This is a genomic window from Rhodoferax sp. GW822-FHT02D07, assembly GCF_058802405.1.
On record NZ_JBXAOD010000001.1, the window covers coordinates 259,888 to 278,496 of the forward strand.

General features: G+C 64.0%; 18 protein-coding genes and 1 pseudogene. 5 read left to right on the forward strand and 14 right to left on the reverse strand.

Annotation, left to right across the window (positions count from 1 at the left end):
- Positions 1-13: 13 nt before the first annotated feature.
- Positions 14-310: a hypothetical protein gene (locus AC1RNN_RS01245; protein WP_493086668.1), complete on the reverse strand. Its 297-nt coding sequence runs from the start codon at positions 308-310 to the stop codon at positions 14-16.
- A gap of 44 nt (positions 311-354) precedes the next feature.
- Between AC1RNN_RS01245 and AC1RNN_RS01250 the strand changes: the two are divergent.
- The 3 genes and pseudogenes from AC1RNN_RS01250 to AC1RNN_RS01260 form a co-directional block, all read left to right on the forward strand.
- Positions 355-612: pseudogene (locus AC1RNN_RS01250) on the forward strand (IS21 family transposase); the annotation flags it as partial.
- A gap of 305 nt (positions 613-917) precedes the next feature.
- Positions 918-1,853, forward strand: coding sequence for a tripartite tricarboxylate transporter substrate binding protein (locus tag AC1RNN_RS01255; RefSeq protein WP_493086667.1), 936 nt, complete (start codon positions 918-920; stop codon positions 1,851-1,853).
- 84 nt (positions 1,854-1,937) lie between these two features.
- Positions 1,938-2,540 carry a hypothetical protein gene (locus tag AC1RNN_RS01260; RefSeq protein WP_493086665.1) on the forward strand — a complete coding sequence of 201 codons (603 nt, stop codon included), beginning with the start codon at positions 1,938-1,940 and terminating at the stop codon, positions 2,538-2,540.
- A gap of 24 nt (positions 2,541-2,564) precedes the next feature.
- On the opposite strand, the gene AC1RNN_RS01265 is transcribed toward AC1RNN_RS01260, so the two are convergent.
- From AC1RNN_RS01265 to AC1RNN_RS01320, 12 genes are all read right to left on the reverse strand, one after another.
- Entirely contained in the window at positions 2,565-3,197 is a 633-nt protein-coding gene (locus AC1RNN_RS01265) for an FABP family protein (RefSeq protein WP_493086664.1), read from the reverse strand.
- Between the two features lie 77 nt (positions 3,198-3,274).
- On the reverse strand, positions 3,275-4,591 hold the full coding sequence (locus AC1RNN_RS01270) for a tryptophan--tRNA ligase (RefSeq protein WP_493086663.1): 1,317 nt from the start codon (positions 4,589-4,591) through the stop codon (positions 3,275-3,277).
- A gap of 7 nt (positions 4,592-4,598) precedes the next feature.
- A complete protein-coding gene (locus tag AC1RNN_RS01275; protein ID WP_493086662.1) occupies positions 4,599-5,267 on the reverse strand; it encodes a site-2 protease family protein in 669 nt (222 codons plus the stop codon).
- 25 nt (positions 5,268-5,292) lie between these two features.
- Entirely contained in the window at positions 5,293-5,916 is a 624-nt protein-coding gene (locus tag AC1RNN_RS01280) for an L-threonylcarbamoyladenylate synthase (RefSeq protein ID WP_493086661.1), read from the reverse strand.
- Between the two features lie 35 nt (positions 5,917-5,951).
- The gene (locus AC1RNN_RS01285) at positions 5,952-6,806 is read right to left on the reverse strand and encodes a 3',5'-nucleoside bisphosphate phosphatase (RefSeq protein WP_493086659.1); all 855 of its coding nucleotides are present in this window, start codon (positions 6,804-6,806) and stop codon (positions 5,952-5,954) included.
- Positions 6,807-6,829: 23 nt separating this feature from the next.
- On the reverse strand, positions 6,830-7,504 hold the full coding sequence (locus AC1RNN_RS01290) for an RluA family pseudouridine synthase (protein WP_493086657.1): 675 nt from the start codon (positions 7,502-7,504) through the stop codon (positions 6,830-6,832).
- Positions 7,488-9,608 carry a hybrid sensor histidine kinase/response regulator gene (locus tag AC1RNN_RS01295; protein WP_493087087.1) on the reverse strand — a complete coding sequence of 707 codons (2,121 nt, stop codon included), beginning with the start codon at positions 9,606-9,608 and terminating at the stop codon, positions 7,488-7,490. Before AC1RNN_RS01295 ends, AC1RNN_RS01290 begins: the two co-directional genes overlap by 17 nt.
- Positions 9,609-9,695: 87 nt before the next feature.
- Positions 9,696-11,345, reverse strand: coding sequence for a bifunctional UDP-sugar hydrolase/5'-nucleotidase UshA (gene ushA / locus AC1RNN_RS01300; protein WP_493086656.1), 1,650 nt, complete (start codon positions 11,343-11,345; stop codon positions 9,696-9,698).
- A 5-nt stretch (positions 11,346-11,350) separates the two neighbouring features.
- Positions 11,351-12,634, reverse strand: a complete 1,284-nt coding sequence (locus tag AC1RNN_RS01305; protein ID WP_493086654.1) for a c-type cytochrome — start codon at positions 12,632-12,634, stop codon at positions 11,351-11,353.
- Entirely contained in the window at positions 12,618-13,313 is a 696-nt protein-coding gene (locus tag AC1RNN_RS01310; RefSeq protein ID WP_493086653.1) for a c-type cytochrome, read from the reverse strand. Before AC1RNN_RS01310 ends, AC1RNN_RS01305 begins: the two co-directional genes overlap by 17 nt.
- Before the next feature lie 33 nt (positions 13,314-13,346).
- Positions 13,347-15,047, reverse strand: a complete 1,701-nt coding sequence (locus tag AC1RNN_RS01315; RefSeq protein ID WP_493086651.1) for an AMP-binding protein — start codon at positions 15,045-15,047, stop codon at positions 13,347-13,349.
- A gap of 110 nt (positions 15,048-15,157) precedes the next feature.
- Positions 15,158-15,475: a 2Fe-2S iron-sulfur cluster-binding protein gene (locus tag AC1RNN_RS01320; protein WP_493086650.1), complete on the reverse strand. Its 318-nt coding sequence runs from the start codon at positions 15,473-15,475 to the stop codon at positions 15,158-15,160.
- Positions 15,476-15,553: 78 nt separating this feature from the next.
- Here AC1RNN_RS01320 and AC1RNN_RS01325 point away from each other — a divergent pair, with 78 nt between their 5' ends.
- Complete coding sequence (locus AC1RNN_RS01325) at positions 15,554-16,081, forward strand: GNAT family N-acetyltransferase (RefSeq protein WP_493086649.1); 528 nt, start codon at positions 15,554-15,556, stop codon at positions 16,079-16,081.
- 39 nt (positions 16,082-16,120) lie between these two features.
- Here the strand turns inward: AC1RNN_RS01325 and AC1RNN_RS01330 are convergent, their stop codons facing one another.
- On the reverse strand, positions 16,121-17,242 hold the full coding sequence (locus AC1RNN_RS01330; protein WP_493086647.1) for a beta-ketoacyl-ACP synthase III: 1,122 nt from the start codon (positions 17,240-17,242) through the stop codon (positions 16,121-16,123).
- 156 nt (positions 17,243-17,398) lie between these two features.
- Between AC1RNN_RS01330 and ahr the strand changes: the two genes are divergently transcribed.
- The gene (gene ahr / locus AC1RNN_RS01335) at positions 17,399-18,424 is read left to right on the forward strand and encodes an NADPH-dependent aldehyde reductase Ahr (RefSeq protein ID WP_493086645.1); all 1,026 of its coding nucleotides are present in this window, start codon (positions 17,399-17,401) and stop codon (positions 18,422-18,424) included.
- Positions 18,425-18,609: the final 185 nt, after the last annotated feature.

Sequence of the window (18,609 nt, forward strand, 5' to 3'; positions counted from 1 at the left end):
GCAGGGCACGCGATCACTTCAGTGTATTGAGCACCTGCGCCAGTCGATACCCGGCTTGCGCGAGCTGATACGCCATCACTGGCATGTAGCTCTCCACATAGGCCGGCGTCACCAGCCGATCGGGATAAAAGTCTGGCCTGGAAACAATCCTGCAGGACTCCATGGCTATGGCGGCAGCGTCAAAGGACGTTTTCTGACCAGGCAATGAGCGAACCAACAGGCTTTTCACAATGGCCTCGTTCTCCTGCTGTTGATTTCCGTTGAAAACTGATCCACTTCGAGCAGTTATTTCCGCCCAAATTTGATCCACGTTGGCCCTACCCTGCTAGTTTTTAAAGCAGGGGGAATTTAGGAGTGATAGACGTGGCGACATTGAATGTCATCAGGCGTTGGGCACTACGGGAACAAATGTCCATCCGCGAGATTTCCAGGCGTACAGGCCTGGCTCGCAACACCGTAAAGAAGTACCTCAGCTCAGAGGAAATTGAGCCTAGCTACCCCAGGCGGGTCAGCCCAAAGAAGCTGGATTCCTATGCCGAAAAGCTAACTAGCTGGCTGGAATTGGAGGCAACAAAATCTCGGAAACAGCGGCGCAATCTGAAGCAGATCTACACACTGAACCCAAAAAGGAGAAGATCAAGAACTTATCCACAACGTGAGCACTTTGTGCATATAAATCGTGTGGATCAAAATTGGGTGGAAAGCTCGGGTCAAGCTTCAACGCAATTCAACACAAGCCTGCATTCTTCAAGAATGCAGGCTTTTTTCTTGTTCTGGTGACTGACTTGTCACGGTGCTGCAATGTGTTTGTCGCACAGTGTGCGTTTGCTCGATTCTTCTTGGGGTGTTTCATGGTGATGGTCCGCACAATTTCCCGCCGCCAGGCTCTGGTGGCTGCTGCTGTAGCGGCAACAGGCTTGACCAGCCCATCTGGCTGGGCCCAGGGCGGCAACGGCGTGTTTCCGGACCGCCCCATCAAGATCGTTGTCCCCTTCGCCCCCGGCGCCGGCACTGACGCCATGGGCCGTCTGATGGCGCAGAAGCTGGGCGAGGTGCTGGGTGGCAGCGTGGTGGTGGAAAACCGCACGGGCGCCTCTGGCGCCATTGGCACGCAGTATGTGGCGCAACAGCCCGCAGATGGCTACACGCTGCTGCTGGTGGCCTCCCCCTTCACCACGGTGGCCGCCTCGCTGCCCAACGCGGGCTATGACCCGCTCAAGAGCTTCACGCCGGTGGGCATGATCGCCAGCGGCCCCCTGGTCTGGGCGACCAACCACCAGACCGGCATCCAGTCCATGCAGGCCCTGGTGGCCTACGCGAAGCAGCACCCCGGCGTGCTGAACTACGGCTCGGCCGGCGCGGGGGGCGTGAACCACCTGGTGCTGGAGCTGCTCAAGTCCAAAACCGGCACCTATATCACCCATATTCCCTACCGTGGCGTGGCGCCTGCCGCCATGGACATGATTTCTGGTCAGGTGCAGCTGGTGACGGGGACGATTCCCGCGCTGTTGCCGCTGGTGAAGGACGGCCGCATCCTGCCACTGGCGGTGACCAGTGCCAAGCGCTCCAGCGCCATGCCGGATGTGCCCAGCATGGCCGAGGCTGGCTTCAAGGGTTTCGACGTGCAGAACTACTTTGCCTTGGCCGCACCTGCGGGTACGCCGGCGGCGGTGATCGAGAAGCTCAACGCGGCCATCAACAAGGTGGTGCTCCTGCCCGATGTGCAGGCCCGCTTCAAGCTCGACGCCGTGGAGGCCACGCCCGGAACTCCGATGGCGCAGGCCAAGTTCATAGAGTCTGACTACCGCGCCTGGCGCGATGTGGTGCAGACGCAGAACCTCAAGATCGAATAAGCGGCCGGAACAGGGTGGATTTTGCCGCCTTGTTGGGCTGTTCGCCGGCTGGCTTGCGCAGCGCCTGCGTGGAACAATGGCCGCATGCGTTTCCTGATCTCCTCGCTTCTTGCGCTGGCTTGCGGCCTGTGGATTCCGCTGGCCCATGCACAAGCCCAGGCCAAGCTGCCACAGCGCGACCTGACGGTGGAGCTGCGGCAGATAGAAGATCGGCAGGAAGAGGGAAGCAGCTACCGCGCCGGCCCGGCCGACGGCACGCAGACCTTCGCACCCCAGAAAATCCAGGTCCGCAACGGACAGAAAGCGCAGCTGCGCATGCAGCTGGCGGTGCCCATGCAGTGGGTGGCGGCGGTCCAGGCCGCGTCAAGCAACAGCGGCGCCGGCGTCAAACAGTCGTTGCCGTGGTTTGACGTGGGGCGGAGCGTGACGGTGACGCCGCGCTGGCCCGGTGGCAACAAGGCCGCTGCTGTGGAATTGGAGGTGCTGCAGACCGATATGGTGACCCGTGGCAACTCGGACCTGCCCAGCCAGCGCCGCAACCAGTTCAGCAGCACGGTGACGGCACCGCTGGCCGAATGGGTGACGATTGCTGCCAGTGGCCCACCGCCCATGCGCCAGGGCAGCTACAGCAGCGAAGGCAATGGCGGCGTGCGCCGCCTGCTGCAAATTCGCGTGATGGTGCCCTGAACCCGGTTTAGGGGCTGCTCAGGCCTAGGCGCGTGCCAGCGGGTTGGGGGTGGGCTCGGCCACCTTGTGCAGGGTGTTGCGGTCGGTGTGGTGGAAGGGCTCGTCGCGGCCCAGGATCTGCAGCACCGTGTCTTCGTCGTAGCTCCAGGTGCCATCCGCGTTGATGGTCACCTTGATACGGAACTCCGTGGTCTTGAAGGCGTGTTGCAGAAAGGGCGCGGAGCAGATGCCATAGGTATCCAGCCCGTGCGTGGCCACCAGTTCAAACTCAGTCGCGTCAGCCGCTGCCTGACCCGCTGCCATGGCCACCTGGCCGCGCGGAATGGTCAGCGTGTGGATGATGGTGCCAGTGGCCGGCTCCCACAGCCAGTAGCCCACCTGGTCGTGGTAGGTCTTGACCTGCTCGGGCTTGGTGACATGCGTGTGGTAGCGCAAGCCGTAGAGCAACTGGGGGCCGTTGGTTTGCGGGTCAATCGGCTGCAGCTCGATGCGCTCGTGGAAGGCCTGTTTCTTGGGACCTTCGGCTTTGGGCTTCACATCCAGGCCGCGCTGGCCTTCCCAAATGCCGGCCATGGCACGCAACGGGCCCAGGTTGGCCAGGGTGTCCACATCCATGGGATGGGGTTCGGTGTAGATGTCCTTGGGGAAGTCACTCATGCAATCTCTCCGCTTTCAAATAAAAACAGGCTCTAGCCCTCGTGGATAGGGCGCAAGCAGCTACGAATTCAATAGCGTCATTTCTTCGCCGCAGCTTCGGCCAGTGCGGCCAGTGCAGCGCCTGCAACAATGGCTGCTGCGCTGTCCAATGCTTCCAACTGGCTTTGCAGCGCTGCAATACCGACTGAACCGTCGCGCTGCAGCTGTGCCACGGCCTGGCCCGCATCGCGGCCCGAAGCAAAGGCCTTGCTTTGCAGCAGCAGCGTGCCGTCGGCGGCCTGCAGCTTGAAGTAGAACTGCCCATCTTTCTCACGGTACTGCTTGAAGGACGCCAGTGCCACCTTGTCGGCCTTGGCGGTTTGTGCGGTGCTGGTGGCGCTCAGGGTACGCAGGCCCACGGCGCTGCGCAGCTGGGTCATGAAGGGCGTGGCAATCGCTCGGGCCTTCTTCGCACCGGCCAGCAGCAGGGCTTCCACCTTCTCGGGGTGGGCCATGTAGTCCTCATAGGCCGCGCGCATGGGCGCGATCTCGCGGTCAATGCGCTCAAACAGCAGGGTCTTGGCATCGCCCCAGGCAATGCCTTCGGCGTAGGCTTTGCGCAGTGCCTCGGTTTCTTCCTCGGAGGCGAAGGCCTGGTAGATCTGGAACAGGGCCGAGCCTTCGGTGTCCTTGGGCTCACCGGGCGCACGCGAGTCGGTCTTGATGCCGGAAATCAGCTTTTTGAGTTGCTCGCGGCTGCTGAACAACGGAATCGTGTTGTCGTAGCTCTTGCTCATCTTGCGGCCGTCCAGGCCGGGCAGCGTGGCCACGGACTCTTCAATCTCGGCCTGCGGCGGCACAAAGTGTTCGCCATAGCGGTGGTTGAAGCTGGCGGCCATATCGCGCGCCATCTCGATGTGCTGGATCTGGTCGCGCCCCACGGGCACCTTGTGCGCGTTGAACATGAGGATGTCCGCGCCCATGAGCACGGGGTACATGAACAGGCCCACGTTGACATCGGCATCGGGGTCCTCGCCCGTGGCGGTGTTCTTGTCCACGGCGGCCTTGTAGGCGTGGGCACGGTTGAGCACGCCCTTGCCGGTCACGCAGGTGAGGAACCAGGTCAACTCGGGGATTTCGGGCACATCGCTCTGGCGGTAGAAGGTGACGTGGGCCGGGTCTAGGCCCGCAGCCAGCCAGCTCGCAGCGATTTCCAGCGTGCTGCGCTGGATGCGGGCGGGCTCGTCAATCTTTATGAGCGCGTGGTAGTCAGCCAGGAAGTAGAAGCTTTCCACACCGGGGGCCTTGCTGGCACGCACGGCCGGGCGGATGGAGCCCACGTAGTTGCCCAGATGGGGGGTGCCGGAGGTGGTGATGCCGGTGAGGAAGCGGGTCACAGAAGGGGTGGTAGCCATGGACGGTTCAGTTCAACAGAAAGGAGAGCGGGGCAGTGAGCACATTCAGCAGGATCAGTGATACCTGGATGATGGGCCGCAGCCACAGTGGCCCCAGCACGCCAGCCACGGCGAGCAGCAGGATGATCCAGACACTCCAGCTCTCTATTTTGGCAAAGGCTGCCGCTTGTTTGTAGGGCAGGGTGAAGAGCAGGATGCGTCCGCCCGCCAGCGGCGGCACCGGCAGCAGCTGGAAGGCAAACAGGCTCAGGCAGACAAATACGCCAGCCTTGCACACGCCCAGCACAAAGTCTTCGGTCACGCCCGCCGCAGTGCAGAACTGCAGGCCCACGTACCAGATGAGGGCCATGATGAACAGGGCCAGCGGGCGCGACAGCTCCAGCCAGACCGCATTGCGCTTGGAGTTGCCCAGGTTGCGGTAGTCGATGGGGATCTGCTTGGCATTGCCGAAGATGAAGCTGCCATTGGTCGCAAAGTACATCACCATGGGGATGACGATGGTTTCCAGTGGCGACACATGGTTGGCCGGGTTCCAGCTCAGGCGGCCCATGCTCCAGCCCGTCTTGTCGCCCAGCCAATAGGCCACGCGGCCACGTGCGGCCTCGGAGAGGGTGATGGCAAACAGCAAGGGCAGCGCGAGGATGGCGGCTTGCTGGATCAGGTTTCCAAAGTCCATGGGGGGTGTTCTTGTTGTGAGAGGTTTACAGGCCGATGGCGGCCAGATCGCCACCGCCCTGGCGCACCAGTTCGGGGGACTCGCCGGTGAGGTCAATCACGGTGGTCGGCTCGGAGGGACAGGCGCCCGCGTCGATGACGGCAGCGATCTGGTGCTCATAGCGATCGCGGATCTCCAGCGCATCGTTCATGGGTTCGGTCTCGCCATCTGCTATCAAAGTCGTAGCTAGAAGCGCAGATCCGTGGAGGGCTAGCAGCTCCTGCAGCGTTTTGTGCTCGGGTACGCGCAGGCCAATGGTCTTGCGCGAAGGGTGGCTTACGCGGCGCGGCACTTCCTTGCTGGCTTCCAGGATGAAGGTGTAGGCACCGGGCGTGGCGGTCTTGAGCAGGCGGTACTGCGCGTTGTCCACACGCGCGTAGCTGGCCAGCTCGCTGAGGTCGCGGCACAGCAGGGTGAGGTGGTGCTTGTCATCCACGCAGCGGATGCTGCGCAGCTTGTCGGCCGCAGCCTTGTCGTCCAGGTGGCAAACCAGGGCGTAGCTGGAGTCGGTGGGCACGGCCAGGATGCCGCCTTTTTCCAGCAGGCCCACGGCCTGTTTCAGCAGGCGGGTTTGGGGGTTGTCGGGGTGTACTTCGAAATACTGCGCCATGGCACGGCAAACGCTTGCGCGCTTGTCCTCTTTTTTTATTGGATACGGGAGCCCAGCAGTTCCCACACGGGGGTCAGTCCGGCGGGCAGGGCGGGCAGGGTGCCCAGCTCGGTGTGGCTCTCGTCGGGGCTGTGGAAGTCGCTGCCACGCGAGGCGGCTAGGCCGAACTCCTTGGCGGTTTCGGCGTAGATCTGGTACTCGGGCACCGAATGGCTGCCGGTCACCACCTCCACGCCCTGGCCACCGTAGCCCTTGAACTCGGTGAACAGCGCGAACTCTTCATTGGGCGTGAATTTGTAGCGCGCGGGATGGGCAATGATGGCCATGCCACCGGCCTGGGTGATCCAAGTGACCGCGTCCTTTAGTGTGGCCCAGCGGTGCGGCACAAAGCCGGGCTTGCCTTCGGTGAGGTACTTGCGGAACACCTCGCTGGTGTCACGGCAGACACCGCTCTCCACCAGAAAACGAGCAAAGTGGGTGCGCGAAATCAGCTCGGGGTTGCCAACGAATTTGAGCGCGCCCTCGTAGGCGCCGTGGATGCCCACCTTGGCCAGTCCGTCCGACATTTCCATGGCGCGAGCGCCACGTCCGCCGCGCGTCTGGCGCAGGCCCTCGCCCAGGGTGGTGTTGTCGGCGTCAAACCCCAGACCCACGATGTGCACGGTCTGGTTCAGAAAGGTGATGGAGATTTCCACGCCCGTGAGGTACTGCATGCCTTGGGCATGGGCTGCATCACGCGCGCGCTGCAGGCCGCCAATCTCGTCATGGTCGGTCAGTGCCCACAGCTCCACCCCGTTGCCTTTGGCCCGTTCAGCCAGGGCTTCGGGCGTCAGGGTGCCATCGGACACCACAGAGTGGCAATGGAGGTCGGCGTTGAGTGGGGTAGTCACGGGACCATTTTAGGCCCAGGCCTTCAGAAGGCAGGCGCTACCGTGAATTCCTGCACCGCCCCGCTGACAGGGTGCGGAAAGCTGAGCAGGCCCGAGTGCAGCAGCAAGCGGTCGGCCTGGGCCTGTACCTCGGGTGGCGAATACAGCGTGTCGCCCACCATGGGGTGGCCGATGGCCTGCATGTGCACACGCAGCTGGTGGGTACGCCCGGTGACGGGTTCCAGCTCTACCCGCGATGTGTTGGCTTGCGCATCCACGGCCGTGCAGCGCCAGCGCGTCAGCGCGCTCTGGCCCTCTTCAAAGTTGATGGTGCGCTTGGGGCGGTTGGGCCAGTCCACCAGCATGGGCAGGTCAATCTCGTGCCAGTCGCCGTCCATGGCATCCAGCGCGAGCTGGCCTGTCACCACGGCCGTGTAGCGCTTGTCCACGCGGCGCTGCTCAAAAGCGAGGTTGAGGGCGCGTTGCGCGGGCAGGCCGCGTGCAAAGGCCACCAGGCCTGATGTGTCGCGGTCCAGTCGGTGCACGATGAGGGCGTCAGGGTAGTGTGCCTGCACGCGCTTGCTCAGGCAGTCCTGCTTGTCCGGGCCACGGCCCGGCACGGTCAGCAAGCCCGAGGGTTTGTTGAGCACCACGACGGCAGCATCCACATGCACCACCTCCAGCGGCAGGGCGGCAAAGTCTTCAGTGGACAGAATCATGGTGGGACAGCAGGCGCTGCACGGTTTCGCACAGCTCGTTCACGTCATTGGGTTTGTAGATGAGGGCGCTGGCACCTTCCCGCAGCGCACGCTGTTCGATTTCGGGCGTCACATAGCCCGACGCCAGGGCCACCGGCAGGTCGGCCCGGATCTGCTTGGCTTCGCGCAGCAGGTCCACGCCGCTAAAGCCCGGCATGTTGTAGTCCGTGACCAGCAGGTCGTAGTGCTGGGGCTGGGCCTGCAGCGCGGCCTGGGCTTCGTGCGGATCGGTGAAGGTGGTCACGGCAAAGCCCTTGCGCGTGAGCACACGGGCCACCAGGAACACCAGTGCCTGGTCATCGTCCACATACATCACGTGGCGCCCCTGGCCCTTCACGTCCAGCACGGGCTCGGGCTCGGCCGCCGCTTGGGGCGGCTGCTCCGTGGCGGGGAAGTACAGCGTGAACACGCTGCCCTTGCCCACTTCGCTCTGCACGTCGATGGCGCCCTGGTGGGTCTGCATGATGCCGTGCACCACCGACAGACCCAGGCCCGTGCCCTGGCCCACCTGGCGGGTGGTGAAGAAGGGTTCAAAGATGCGCTGCATGGTGGCTTCGGACATGCCGCCGCCCGTGTCACGCACGCGCACCGTCACATAGTGGCCCGGTGACACGCCGATGCGGTCGCTGAAGGGCAGGGCGATCCCGGCTTGCCCGAGCTCGATGGTGACGGAGCCTTTGGTGTTGCCAATGGCCAGAAAGCCATTGGTGCAGAGGTTGAGCAGGGCTTGCTCCACCTGGGTCGCATCGGCCAGCACCGAGGGCAGGTCCTCTGGCAGCAAGAGCTGCAAGTCCACTGCCGGTGGCAGAGCCACCTTGACCAGGCGCGCGGTCTCCTGCACCACCTCGGCCAGCTGCAGTGGGGTGCGTTTGGGCGGTTCGTTGCGGCTGAAGGTCAGGATCTGGCGCACCAGGTCGCGCGCGCGCCGGCCCGCTTTTTCGATCTCGCGCAGGCTGACCAGGGAGGATGCATCGGTGGGCGTGTCCTGCTTGGCCAGTTCCACATTGCCCAGGATGGCACTGAGGATGTTGTTGAAGTCGTGTGCAATGCCGCCTGCCATCGTGCCCATGGCCTGCATCTTCTGGGATTCGCGCAGCTGGGTTTCCAGCGCTGCACGTTGGGTTTCCGCCAGTTTGCGGGCGGTCAGGTCGCGCGCAAAAATCGTGGTGACCGTACCGTGTCCGCCGTGCTTTCCCCGCCGGACAGTGGGGTTGGCATCGGCCGACTGCAACGGCGCGCGGGTGCGCAGGCGCCGTTCCAGCGAGACGCTGATCTCCACATAAATCTGCTTGCCCAGCATGGTGGTGGCGGTGAACTCGCCCAGCATGGCCTGGGCCGGGACAGCGCCATTCTCCAGCGCTTCCTCCACATCGGGCAGAAAGCGTCCCAGGCGTGCGCCAAAGGCCTGGTCGGCTGGGCACTCAAAGAGGGCCGTGGCAGCGGGGTTGAAAACGGTGATGCACTGCTTCTCGTCGATGCACAGGATGGCGTCCAGCGAGGAGTTGATGATGGCCGCCATGCGGTTCTCGCTGAGCAGCAGGTCTTCGTTGCGCTGGCGCAGCACATCGGCACTCTCCTGCAGTGCGGCCCGCTCGGCCAGCAGGGGCCCCTGGTCGATGATGGCGCAGATGAAGTGCGCCAGCTCGTCGAGCGGGTTCTCGATGCGTGCAATGTGCAGATCGCCTGTGAACTGCCCGCGCGAGCCGGCCAGGAAGGCAACCTCGTGGACTTCGCTGGTGCCGTCCTGCTTGGCGCTGGAGAAGGCCACGGCGACTTCGTCAGTGTGCTCGGGGCCCACAAAGGGCAACAGAAAGTTCAGCGGTGCATCGCTTTCCAGCGGCTGGAACAGGCGCAGCGCCATGGCATTGCTGGCCAGGACCAAACCTTCTTCGTCCACCACCATCAGGGCCAGTGGCACATTGGAGAACAGCGTAGCAAAGCGCTCGGAGGCACCCTCGGCCTCTTGCTGCGAGTAGCGCAGCGCCTTGTTCTGGATTTCGAGTTCGGCCTGGTATTTGCGCAGGTCTTCGATCATCTGCGCCGGCGCATAGCCGTCGATGATCATGTGCTGCCCGGCACGCCCCAGGCGTGTGGGCACGGAGGCTTGGCGCTTGGAGGTGGGCTTCTTGGGTCTGCGTGAGAGTCGGGCCATTTACTTCCGGACCACGCTGTTGCCGGGCGCATAGGCCTGGGACTTGAGCGGGCTGTTGGCTGCAATGTAGGCGCGCAACACATCGGCGTCCACAAACCCCGTATCCACATAGCCCGGGTGCGTGGTCAGCTTGGGATAGCCGTCGCCGCCCGCCGCCACAAAGTTGTTGATGGCCATGCGGTACGTCTTGGCTGGGTCAATGTCCTGGCCGGCCACTTTGGCGCTCTGCACCTTGCCACCTTCAATGACCAGTTGAACTCCGGCAAACTGAGGGAAAGCACCCGAGCCGGGCGTCATCTTTGCGGCAGCGTTCAGGTAGTCCATGACTTCCTTGCCGTTGAGCGTGACCACCACAATGGTGTTGCCGAAGGGATGCACGGTCAGCACGTCCTTGTAGGTGAGCTTGCCTGCAGGCAGAGAGTCGCGCACGCCGCCAGCGTTAACGATGGCGAAGTCAGCCTTGGCTTTTTCCATCATGGACTGGCCAATCATCACGCCCAGTGCGGTCGGCTGGCTGCGTACCACGGCGCGGTCGCCTTCGAGCTTGCCGTCGCTACTGCCCACTTCCACCAGCAGTTTTTGCTGGCCAAAGTCCTGGAAAGGCTGGAGCAGCTTGAGCATCTCGGGCGACTCGGCAATCTCTGGCGTGTAGGTCTGCAGCACGGTTTTGCCGTCAGCCGTCTTGACCGGCTTCTTGAGGTTGATGGGGATCAGGGCGTACTTGACCAACTTGAATTCGCCGTTGCGGTAGGTGAAATCGGCGCGGCCCACGTACTTGCCCCACTCATGGGCCTGGACGATCCAGGTGCCGTTCTGCTGGTCGGGCTTGCACTCGGTGCCGGGCACATAGGCGCGGTCCAGTACGTTCTCGGCCTTCATGCAGGCCGGGTTCTGTGTATGGCCACCCACGATCAGGTCAAGTCCCTTGACGGCTCGCGCCAGTTCCACATCGCCGGGCGCCTGTACGCCGTGCTGGCCGTTTTCGTAGTGGCCCATATGGGTAGCGGCAATCACCACGTCGGCCTTCTGGCGCAGCTCGGGCAGCAGCTTGGCGGTTTCGGTCTGTGTGTCGGCAAAGGTCACGCCGCGCACATTGTCCGGGTGCACCATCTTCTGCGTGTCTTCGGTCGTCAGGCCCATTACCCCCACACGCACACCACCCAGGTTGAACACCTTGTAGGGTGCGAACATGCGCTTGCCATCCTTGTAGATGTTGGCCGACAGCATGGGGAAAGTGGCCAGGTCGCGCTGCATTTGCAGCACGACGGGGGGCTTGTCGAATTCGTGGTTGCCCACGGCCATGGCGTCGTAGCCCAGCAGGTTCATGCCGCGGAAGTCGGGCACCGCGTCCTGCAGGTCGGATTCGGGCACGCCGGTGTTCACATCGCCGCCGTCCAGCAGCAGGCTGTAGCCGCCGGCCGCCTGGACCTCCTGGCGGATCTGGTCGATCACGGTCTTGCGCGCCGCCATGCCGTACTCGCCATCGCGGTTCTTCCAGAAACGGCCGTGGTGGTCGTTGGTGTGCAGGATGGTGATGGCATAGGTCTTGTCTTTTTCAGGCGCCTGCGGGCCCCATTGGGCGCAACCAGCCAGGGCCAGTACCGAAACACCGAGAAGCAGCGGGAGTATGCGCATGGGAGAGGTTCTCATGGGGATCAAGGGGCCTGGAGATTGCGAAACTTGTTTATATCAAACTCGCTCACGGCCGGGGCCTGGTTGCCCCAGGCATTGCGGATATAGCTCAGCACCCCGGCCAGCTCGGTGTCGCTGAGCACCAGCTGGAAGGGCGGCATGCCATGCGGCTGTGGCAGGCCGCGCGTGGACGGGCCAAAGCCGCCTTGCAGCACCCCCAGCACCAGGTTCTGCGTTTGCGGCATCAATACCGCACGGTTGCCTGCTAGCGCAGGGTAGGCGCCAGGCCGGCCCTCGCCCTGCTTGCCATGGCATTGCGCGCACTGCGCTTCGTAGACGCGAGCACCCAGCGTACGCGCGCCGGGGGGCACTGCGCCGGGCGCCGCCACAGGGCTCTCCACGGGCGTCAGGCCGGCCAGGTAGCGCGCCATGGCCTGGGCGTCGGCCGGGCTCAGGTGCTGGGTGCTGTGGTGCACCACCTCGGCCATGGGGCCGCTGGTGACTGCGTGCGCGTTGGCGCCGGTGGTCAACAGGGCCACGGTGTCGTCCACGCTCCAGGCCGCCACGCCGGCCTCCCGGGCCGAGCGTAGCGAGGGCGCGTACCAGAGGCTTTGTGGCAGCGTCGCGCCCCCCAGAGTCTGGCGCAGGTCGGGTGCGCCCCAGGCGTTGCGCGCGCCGTGGCATTCATTGCAGTGCGCCAAGCCGTTGACCAGGTAGGCGCCGCGCAAGTCGCCTGTGGGGGCTGTGGCGACGGTGGGTGCAGGCTTGAAGTTGACGACGCGCCAGACCGCCAGCGCCCACTGCGTGCGGTAGGGCCAGCGCAACGTGTGCTCGCGGTTGGGCGTGTCCACGGCGGGCAGTGTTTGCAGGTAGGCAAATAGCGCGTCGCTGTCCTCGCGTGCGAGCTGGGTGAAGCTGGTGTAGGGAAAGGCCGGGTAAAGCAGATGGCCGTCGCGCGAGCGACCAGTGTGCATGGCCTGCCAGAAGTCCTCGGCATTCCAGGCGCCCAGGCCGGCCTGGGCATGGGGCGTGAGGTTGCTCGTGTAGACCGTGCCAAAGGGTGTGGGCACACCTTTGCCACCTGCATAGGGCGCACCGCCCGGGGCGGTGTGGCACAGCGCGCAGTTGCCGACCTGGGCAAGGTAGGTGCCGCGTTGTACCGCCTCCATGCTGGGGACGCCGGCAGGTGCGGCCGGTGTTGGTGGCTGCAGCTCGCGCCAGACCAGGGCAGCCAGCAGCAAGGCCAGGCCCAAGGCCAGCGCGGCGAGGGTGGTGAGTGCGCGCCGCATCTCAGGGCGCGCTGCCACAGGGCGGCAGCGTCAAGGCGCCAGCCAGCGCGATGGGGCGCTGGGGGGCGGGGTGGGTGTTGGCCGGCAGCGGCTGGGAGGACAGCCACTGGCTCGCCGCATTGAGGTCCTGTGTGCTGAGCTTGCCTGCGATGGCGGCCATGCAGTCGGGCGCATGGGCCTTGCGCTGGCCGGTCTGCCAACCACCCAGCTGGGCGTTGAGGTAGTCGCGCGGCAGGCCCAGCAGGCCCGGTGTATTCGGCACCACGCCAGTGAGCGCCTGGCCGTGGCACTGCACGCAGGCCGGCACGCCCAGGGCACGGTCGCCCTGCAGCACCAGGGTGCGTCCGCGCTCCAGTACGGCGGCGGGCGCATCACTGCGGGCGGGCGGCGGGTAGGGCACATCCAGTGAAGAGAAGTAATCTGCCATCTCGCGCAGGTACTCGGGCCCCAGCGGTGCGAGCAGGCCCTGCATCGGCGTGTAGTGGCGGCGTCCGTCCTGGAAATTGCGCAGTTGGTTGTAAAGGTAGCCGGCCGGTTTGCCGGCCAGGCGCGGGTAGTAGCCGTCGGGCCCGGCTTTACCCTGGTTGCCGTGGCAGGCGGTGCAGGCCGCCGTGCGTTCGGCCATGGGGTGGGCGGGGCTTTGGCCCCAGGCCGGCAGGGCCAGCAGGAGCGGAGCCAGAAATCTCCAGAAGTGCATGCGGTGAGCTTACCGCAGCCCCTTGACTGCTGCTCAGGGGCTGTCGGTCCAGACCACGGGCGTGGCGCGTGCCAGCCAACTGGCGAACTGCGGGCCGTAGGTGTCGTCCACCTTGTTGCGCTTGACCTTGAGCGTGGGCGTGACAAAGCCGTTCTCGGGTGTCCAGGCGGTTGTGACGGCGGCCAGGCATTCCAAGCGCTCATGCGGCTCCAGTGCCGCGTTCACGGTATGCAAGTGGTCCTGCAGCGATGCGGTGAGGGCTGCGCGTCCGGCGGCGTCACGGCTACGCGCCACAGCCTCCTGAGAAAGCATGACCAAGGCCAGGGGTTGCGCCAAATTGGCGCCGGTGACAGCGCAGGCTTCGATGTCGGGGTGCAGTACCAAACGGTCTTCGATGGGGGCGGGTGCCACGTACTTGCCTTTGCTGGTCTTGAAGATGTCCTTGACGCGGCCTGTGATGCTCAGAAAACCCTGCAGGTCGATCTGGCCCTTGTCACCGGTGCGCAGCCAGCCATCTGCAGTGAAGGCTGCCGCAGTTTGTGCTTCTTCGCGGTAGTAGCCCTTCATGAGGGCAGGGCAGCGCATCTGGATTTCACCGGTTTCGGGGTCTATGCGGCTTTCCACACCCGCATAGGGCAGACCGACCGAACCGATTTGGCGAGAGCCTGGCAGCGTGGAGTGGGAGACGCCGCTGTTCTCTGTCATGCCGTACACCTCGATCAGGTCCAGTCCCAGGCTGCGGTACCACTGCAGCACATCGGCTGGCATGGGCGCGGCGCCGCCGGCCGCGATGCGGCACTGGTCCAGGCCCAGGCCCTTGAGGATCTTGCGGCGTACCAGAAAACCCAGCAGCGGAATCTTCAGGAGGCGCGCGAGCTTGGGTGCGGGTACCTTGCCAAATACACCTTGCTGGAACTTGACCCAGAGGCGGGGCACCGAGAAGAAGATGGTGGGCCGGGCGCGCTGCAGGTCTTGCAGAAAGGTGTCCAGCGACTCGGCAAAGAAGACACGCCCGCCGTAGCGCAGTGAAGCCTGTTCGATCAACATGCGCTCGGCCACATGGGCGAGCGGCAGGTAGGAGATGTAGCGGTCGTGCACATCCATGCGCACACGTTGGGTGGCGCTGGAAACACCCCAGGCCATGGTGTCGAAGGTGTGCACCACGCCCTTCGGTTTGCCCGTGGTGCCAGACGTGTAGATGATGGTGCTGACCTGGTCGCCATCGGCCACAACCTGTCCGGCCAATGGGGCGATAGCCTGGACCAGGTTTTCCCACTGTTGGGTGGCCAGTGAGCGCAAAGCCGGCGCCAGCGGCAACGCAATGAGCGGCAGTCCAGCGGGTACGCCGGTCTGCAGGTTGTTGGTGTCGTCCATCTTGCCGATGAACAAGGCTTTGGCCTCACTGTGCGCGAGGATGTAGGACAGTGCCTCGCCGTTGAAGGTGGGGTAGATGGGGACCGAGATATGGCCGGCCATGACGATGGCCAAGTCGGCCAGGATCCAGTGGGCGCTGTTTTTTCCGATGATGGCTATGCGGCTGCCCTCGGGCCAGCCCTGAGCCTGCAGCCAGGCTGCCATGCTGCGCACCTGGGCGGCTGCCTCGGCCCAGGTTATGTCCTGTACCACGCCTCCGCCCATGGGTTGGCTCAGATAGATCTTGTCGGCACGCTCCTTCTCCCAGCGGTACAGGCATTGCAGTGGCAGGTCACTGGGTGAGACGGTGATGGCAGACATGAAAACTCCCGGGTTGAGGTGACCATTCTTCAAGCCTGCAGCGCAGTGCAGCAATGGTGTTCACCCTAGGTGACGTGGATTTGCGAGCTTGGTGTTTTTACCGTGTGCGATCAGGGGCTGGCTGGCCAGGCCATGGGTTGGTCCACGACTAGATCGCTGCGCGCCTCCGCCACGCATGGGAGAAACCAGCCCTCGGCCCTTTCTTCGGCGCTCACGCCGGGCCAGTCGATGCGGTAGGCCACCTCCCCCTGCGCCAACCGGCACAGGCAGGTTCGGCAGGTGCCGTTGCGGCAGGAGCTTTCCATCTCCACACCTGCAGCCAGGCCGGCCTCCAGTACGCTCTGTCCGGGGGCGCAGGCAAAGGTCCAGCCATCGGGCTCCAGGCGAACCTGCGGGGTGTTTGTCGCGTCAATTTGAGGGGTGTCCATGAAGGGGCGGGGAGGGTTTCTACGAATGCTGCGACAATCACGCTCTTTTTTTCAATTTTGCGTGAGTTTGCGTTAGACATGTCCGATACGACCACCTATAAGGTTCGCCCCGCTACCCTGCGCGATGCCAAGGCCATCGCCGAGCTTCATAACTCCACTGTGCGCGAGGCCTTCAAGAGTATGTTGGCCGACACCCCCATTCCTACCATGCCCCTGGATAAGCGCCAGGCCTACTGGCGTGAAGCCATCGAATACGCAGAGCCCCAAGTCCAAGTCGCGTTGGACGACGACAAGATTGTGGGTTTTGTCGGCTTTGACCGTTCCCGTGACAAGGGTACACCGCCCACCATGGGCGAGATTTGGGCCATTTATGTGAATCCCAACTACTGGGACAAGGGCGTCGGTCTGGCTCTGTGGGATGCCGCCCGCGAAGGCCTGATCGAAGAGGGCTGCTCCAATGTCAGCGTGTGGCTGCCCATTGCCAACGAGCGCGCCATGCGCTTTCATGAACTGGCCGGCTTCAAGCGGGAAATGAACACCGCCAAGACAGTGCAGGTCGGTGCAGTCAAGATCGAGGAAATGCGCCTCAAGCGTCCGCTCAACTGATAGAACCCCACGCTCCGCCGCAGCGCGGAGCGCTGTTGGTTAGTGCAGGCGTCGTGCCACGACGCTGCCGATCGAATAGCCGGCGCCAAATGAGCAGATCACGCCTACCTCACCCGCCGCAATGTCGGCGTGGTGGCGGTGGAAGGCGATGATGGAGCCGGCGGATGCGGTGTTGGCAAACTCATCCAGAATCACCGGCGCGTCATCCGCCGTAGCCTCGCGGCCCAGCAGCTTCTTGGCGATGAGCTGGTTCATGCCCAGGTTGGCTTGGTGCAGCCAGAAACGACGCACCTGCTGCGGCGTCAAATCCAGCGACTGCAAATGTTGCTCTATGTGCTCTGCGGCCATGGGACATACCTCTTTGAACACCTTGCGGCCTTCCTGGCGGAAGAGCTGGTCCCGGTCCTCGGGGTTGCGGTCTTCGGCGCGCCACATGAAGCCGTGGTTGTTGCGGATGTTGTTGCTGAAAGTGCTTAGCAGCTTGGTGCCCAGCACTTCAAATGCGCCCGCCGGAGCCAAGTCCAGCCGCTCCACCAGTATGGCGGTGCACACATCGCCAAAGATGAAATGGCAGTCGCGGTCTATCCAGGCCTGGTGGCCGGAGGTGATTTCGGGGTTGACCACCAGCACGGCGCGGGCACTGCCGCAGCGCACCGCGTTCACTGCCTGTTCCAGGGCAAACGTGGCAGACGAACAGGCCACATTCATGTCAAAACCATAGCCTTGTACGCCCAGCACGGTCTGGATCTCCACTGCCATCGCGGGATAGGGGCGCTGCATATTGGCCGCGGCGCAAATCACACCGTCCACATCGGCGGCCGTCTTGCCGGCGGCTGTCAGCGCGTCCTGGCAGGCCTTCACGGCAATTTCGGCCATTAGCGAAATCTCGGTATCAGGGCGTGGCGTGAAATGCGGGCGCATGCGTGTGGGGTCCAGCACGCCGCTCTTTTCCATCACATAGCGGCGCTGGATGCCGGAGGCCTTTTCGATGAATTCCACATTGGAGTCCGTCAGCGCGGTGTGGGTGCCGACCGCAATCGCGTCGGCGTGCTTTGCGTTCTGCAGCGCGGCGTAGGCGTTGTAACTGGCCACCAGCTCGGCGTTGGTGATGACCTCGGGCGGGGTGAACAGGCCTGTACTGCTGATGGCGACACGGTGCATGGTGAATGTCTGGTTCGGTTGGGGCGCGGCCGCTGCCAGCGCCGGGCGCATTATCCGCCGAAGTGGTGACAGTCCCGGCGGTTACAGCCGCCCTGTGCAAGCGCGGTGCTTCGCGCTACGCTGTGCCCCTCTTTGCCCGCAATCAGGAGCGCACACATGACCCATTTCCGCGGCTGGGCCGCCCACAGCAAAACCGCCCCGCTGGAACGGCTGGACTTCGACCCCGGCCCCATGGACGCCGAGGACGTGGAGATCGCCGTGGAGTACTGCGGTGTCTGCCATTCGGACCTGGCCATGGTGGAGAGCGAGTGGTTTCCCACCAGCTACCCCGTGGTGCCGGGCCATGAGGTGGTGGGCACCATCGTGGCCTTGGGTCCCAATGCCAAGGGCCGCAGCGTGGGCCAGCGCGTGGGTCTGGGCTGGCACAGCAAGAGTTGCCTGCACTGTGCGCACTGCGTGGGTGGCGAGCAGAACCTCTGCGCCACCCGCCAACCCACCATCATCGGCCGGCATGGCGGCTTTGCCGACAAAGTGCGCGCCCACTGGAGCTGGGCCCTGCCCATTCCCGCTGGGCTGGACCCGGCCAGCGTCGGCCCGCTGATGTGCGGTGGCGGTACCGCCTTTCTGCCTTTCGTCATCCACGACATCAAGCCTATCGACAGGGTTGGCGTGGTTGGCATCGGCGGTCTGGGCCACCTGGCCGTCAAGTTTGCCAAGGCCTGGGGGTGTGAGGTGACGGCGTTTACCTCCAGCCCGTCCAAGCGCGAAGAAGCGCTGCTGCTGGGGGCACACCGCACGGTGTCGAGTGTGGATGTCAAGGAGCTCAAGGCCCACGCCGGCCAGTTGGACTTTTTGCTCGTCACCGTGGGTGCCTCGCTGGAGTGGGATGCCCTGCTGGGCACGCTGGCGCCCAAGGGCCGCTTGCATCTGGTGGGCGTGGTGACCGAAGCGATGAAGGTGCGCACGGGTGGCCTGTTGTCCTGGCAGCGCAGCATTTCCGCTTCGCCCACGCCGTCACCTGCCACGCTAGTCAAGATGATGGACTTCTGCGCCCGCCACGGCATTGCGCCGCAGGTGGAGCATTTTCCCATGTCCAAGGTCAACGACGCGCTGGACCATCTGCGCAGCGGCAAGGCACGCTACCGCGTGGTGCTGGATGCGGACTTTGCTCAGGTTCTGTAACGATCTGGCTGCTGTTGCTTATGGACAGGGCGCTGGCAGCTATCGATTCGGTAGCATCTTCCTGTTGCGCTGGTTGATTGACGCGTATCGCTTCCCATACCAGAATGGTGTGTATCTGTGCTTCCCTGGCTGCCAGGTGCAAGCCTCGTGACACGGGACGTTGATAAGCGTGGCTTCGACTGCCG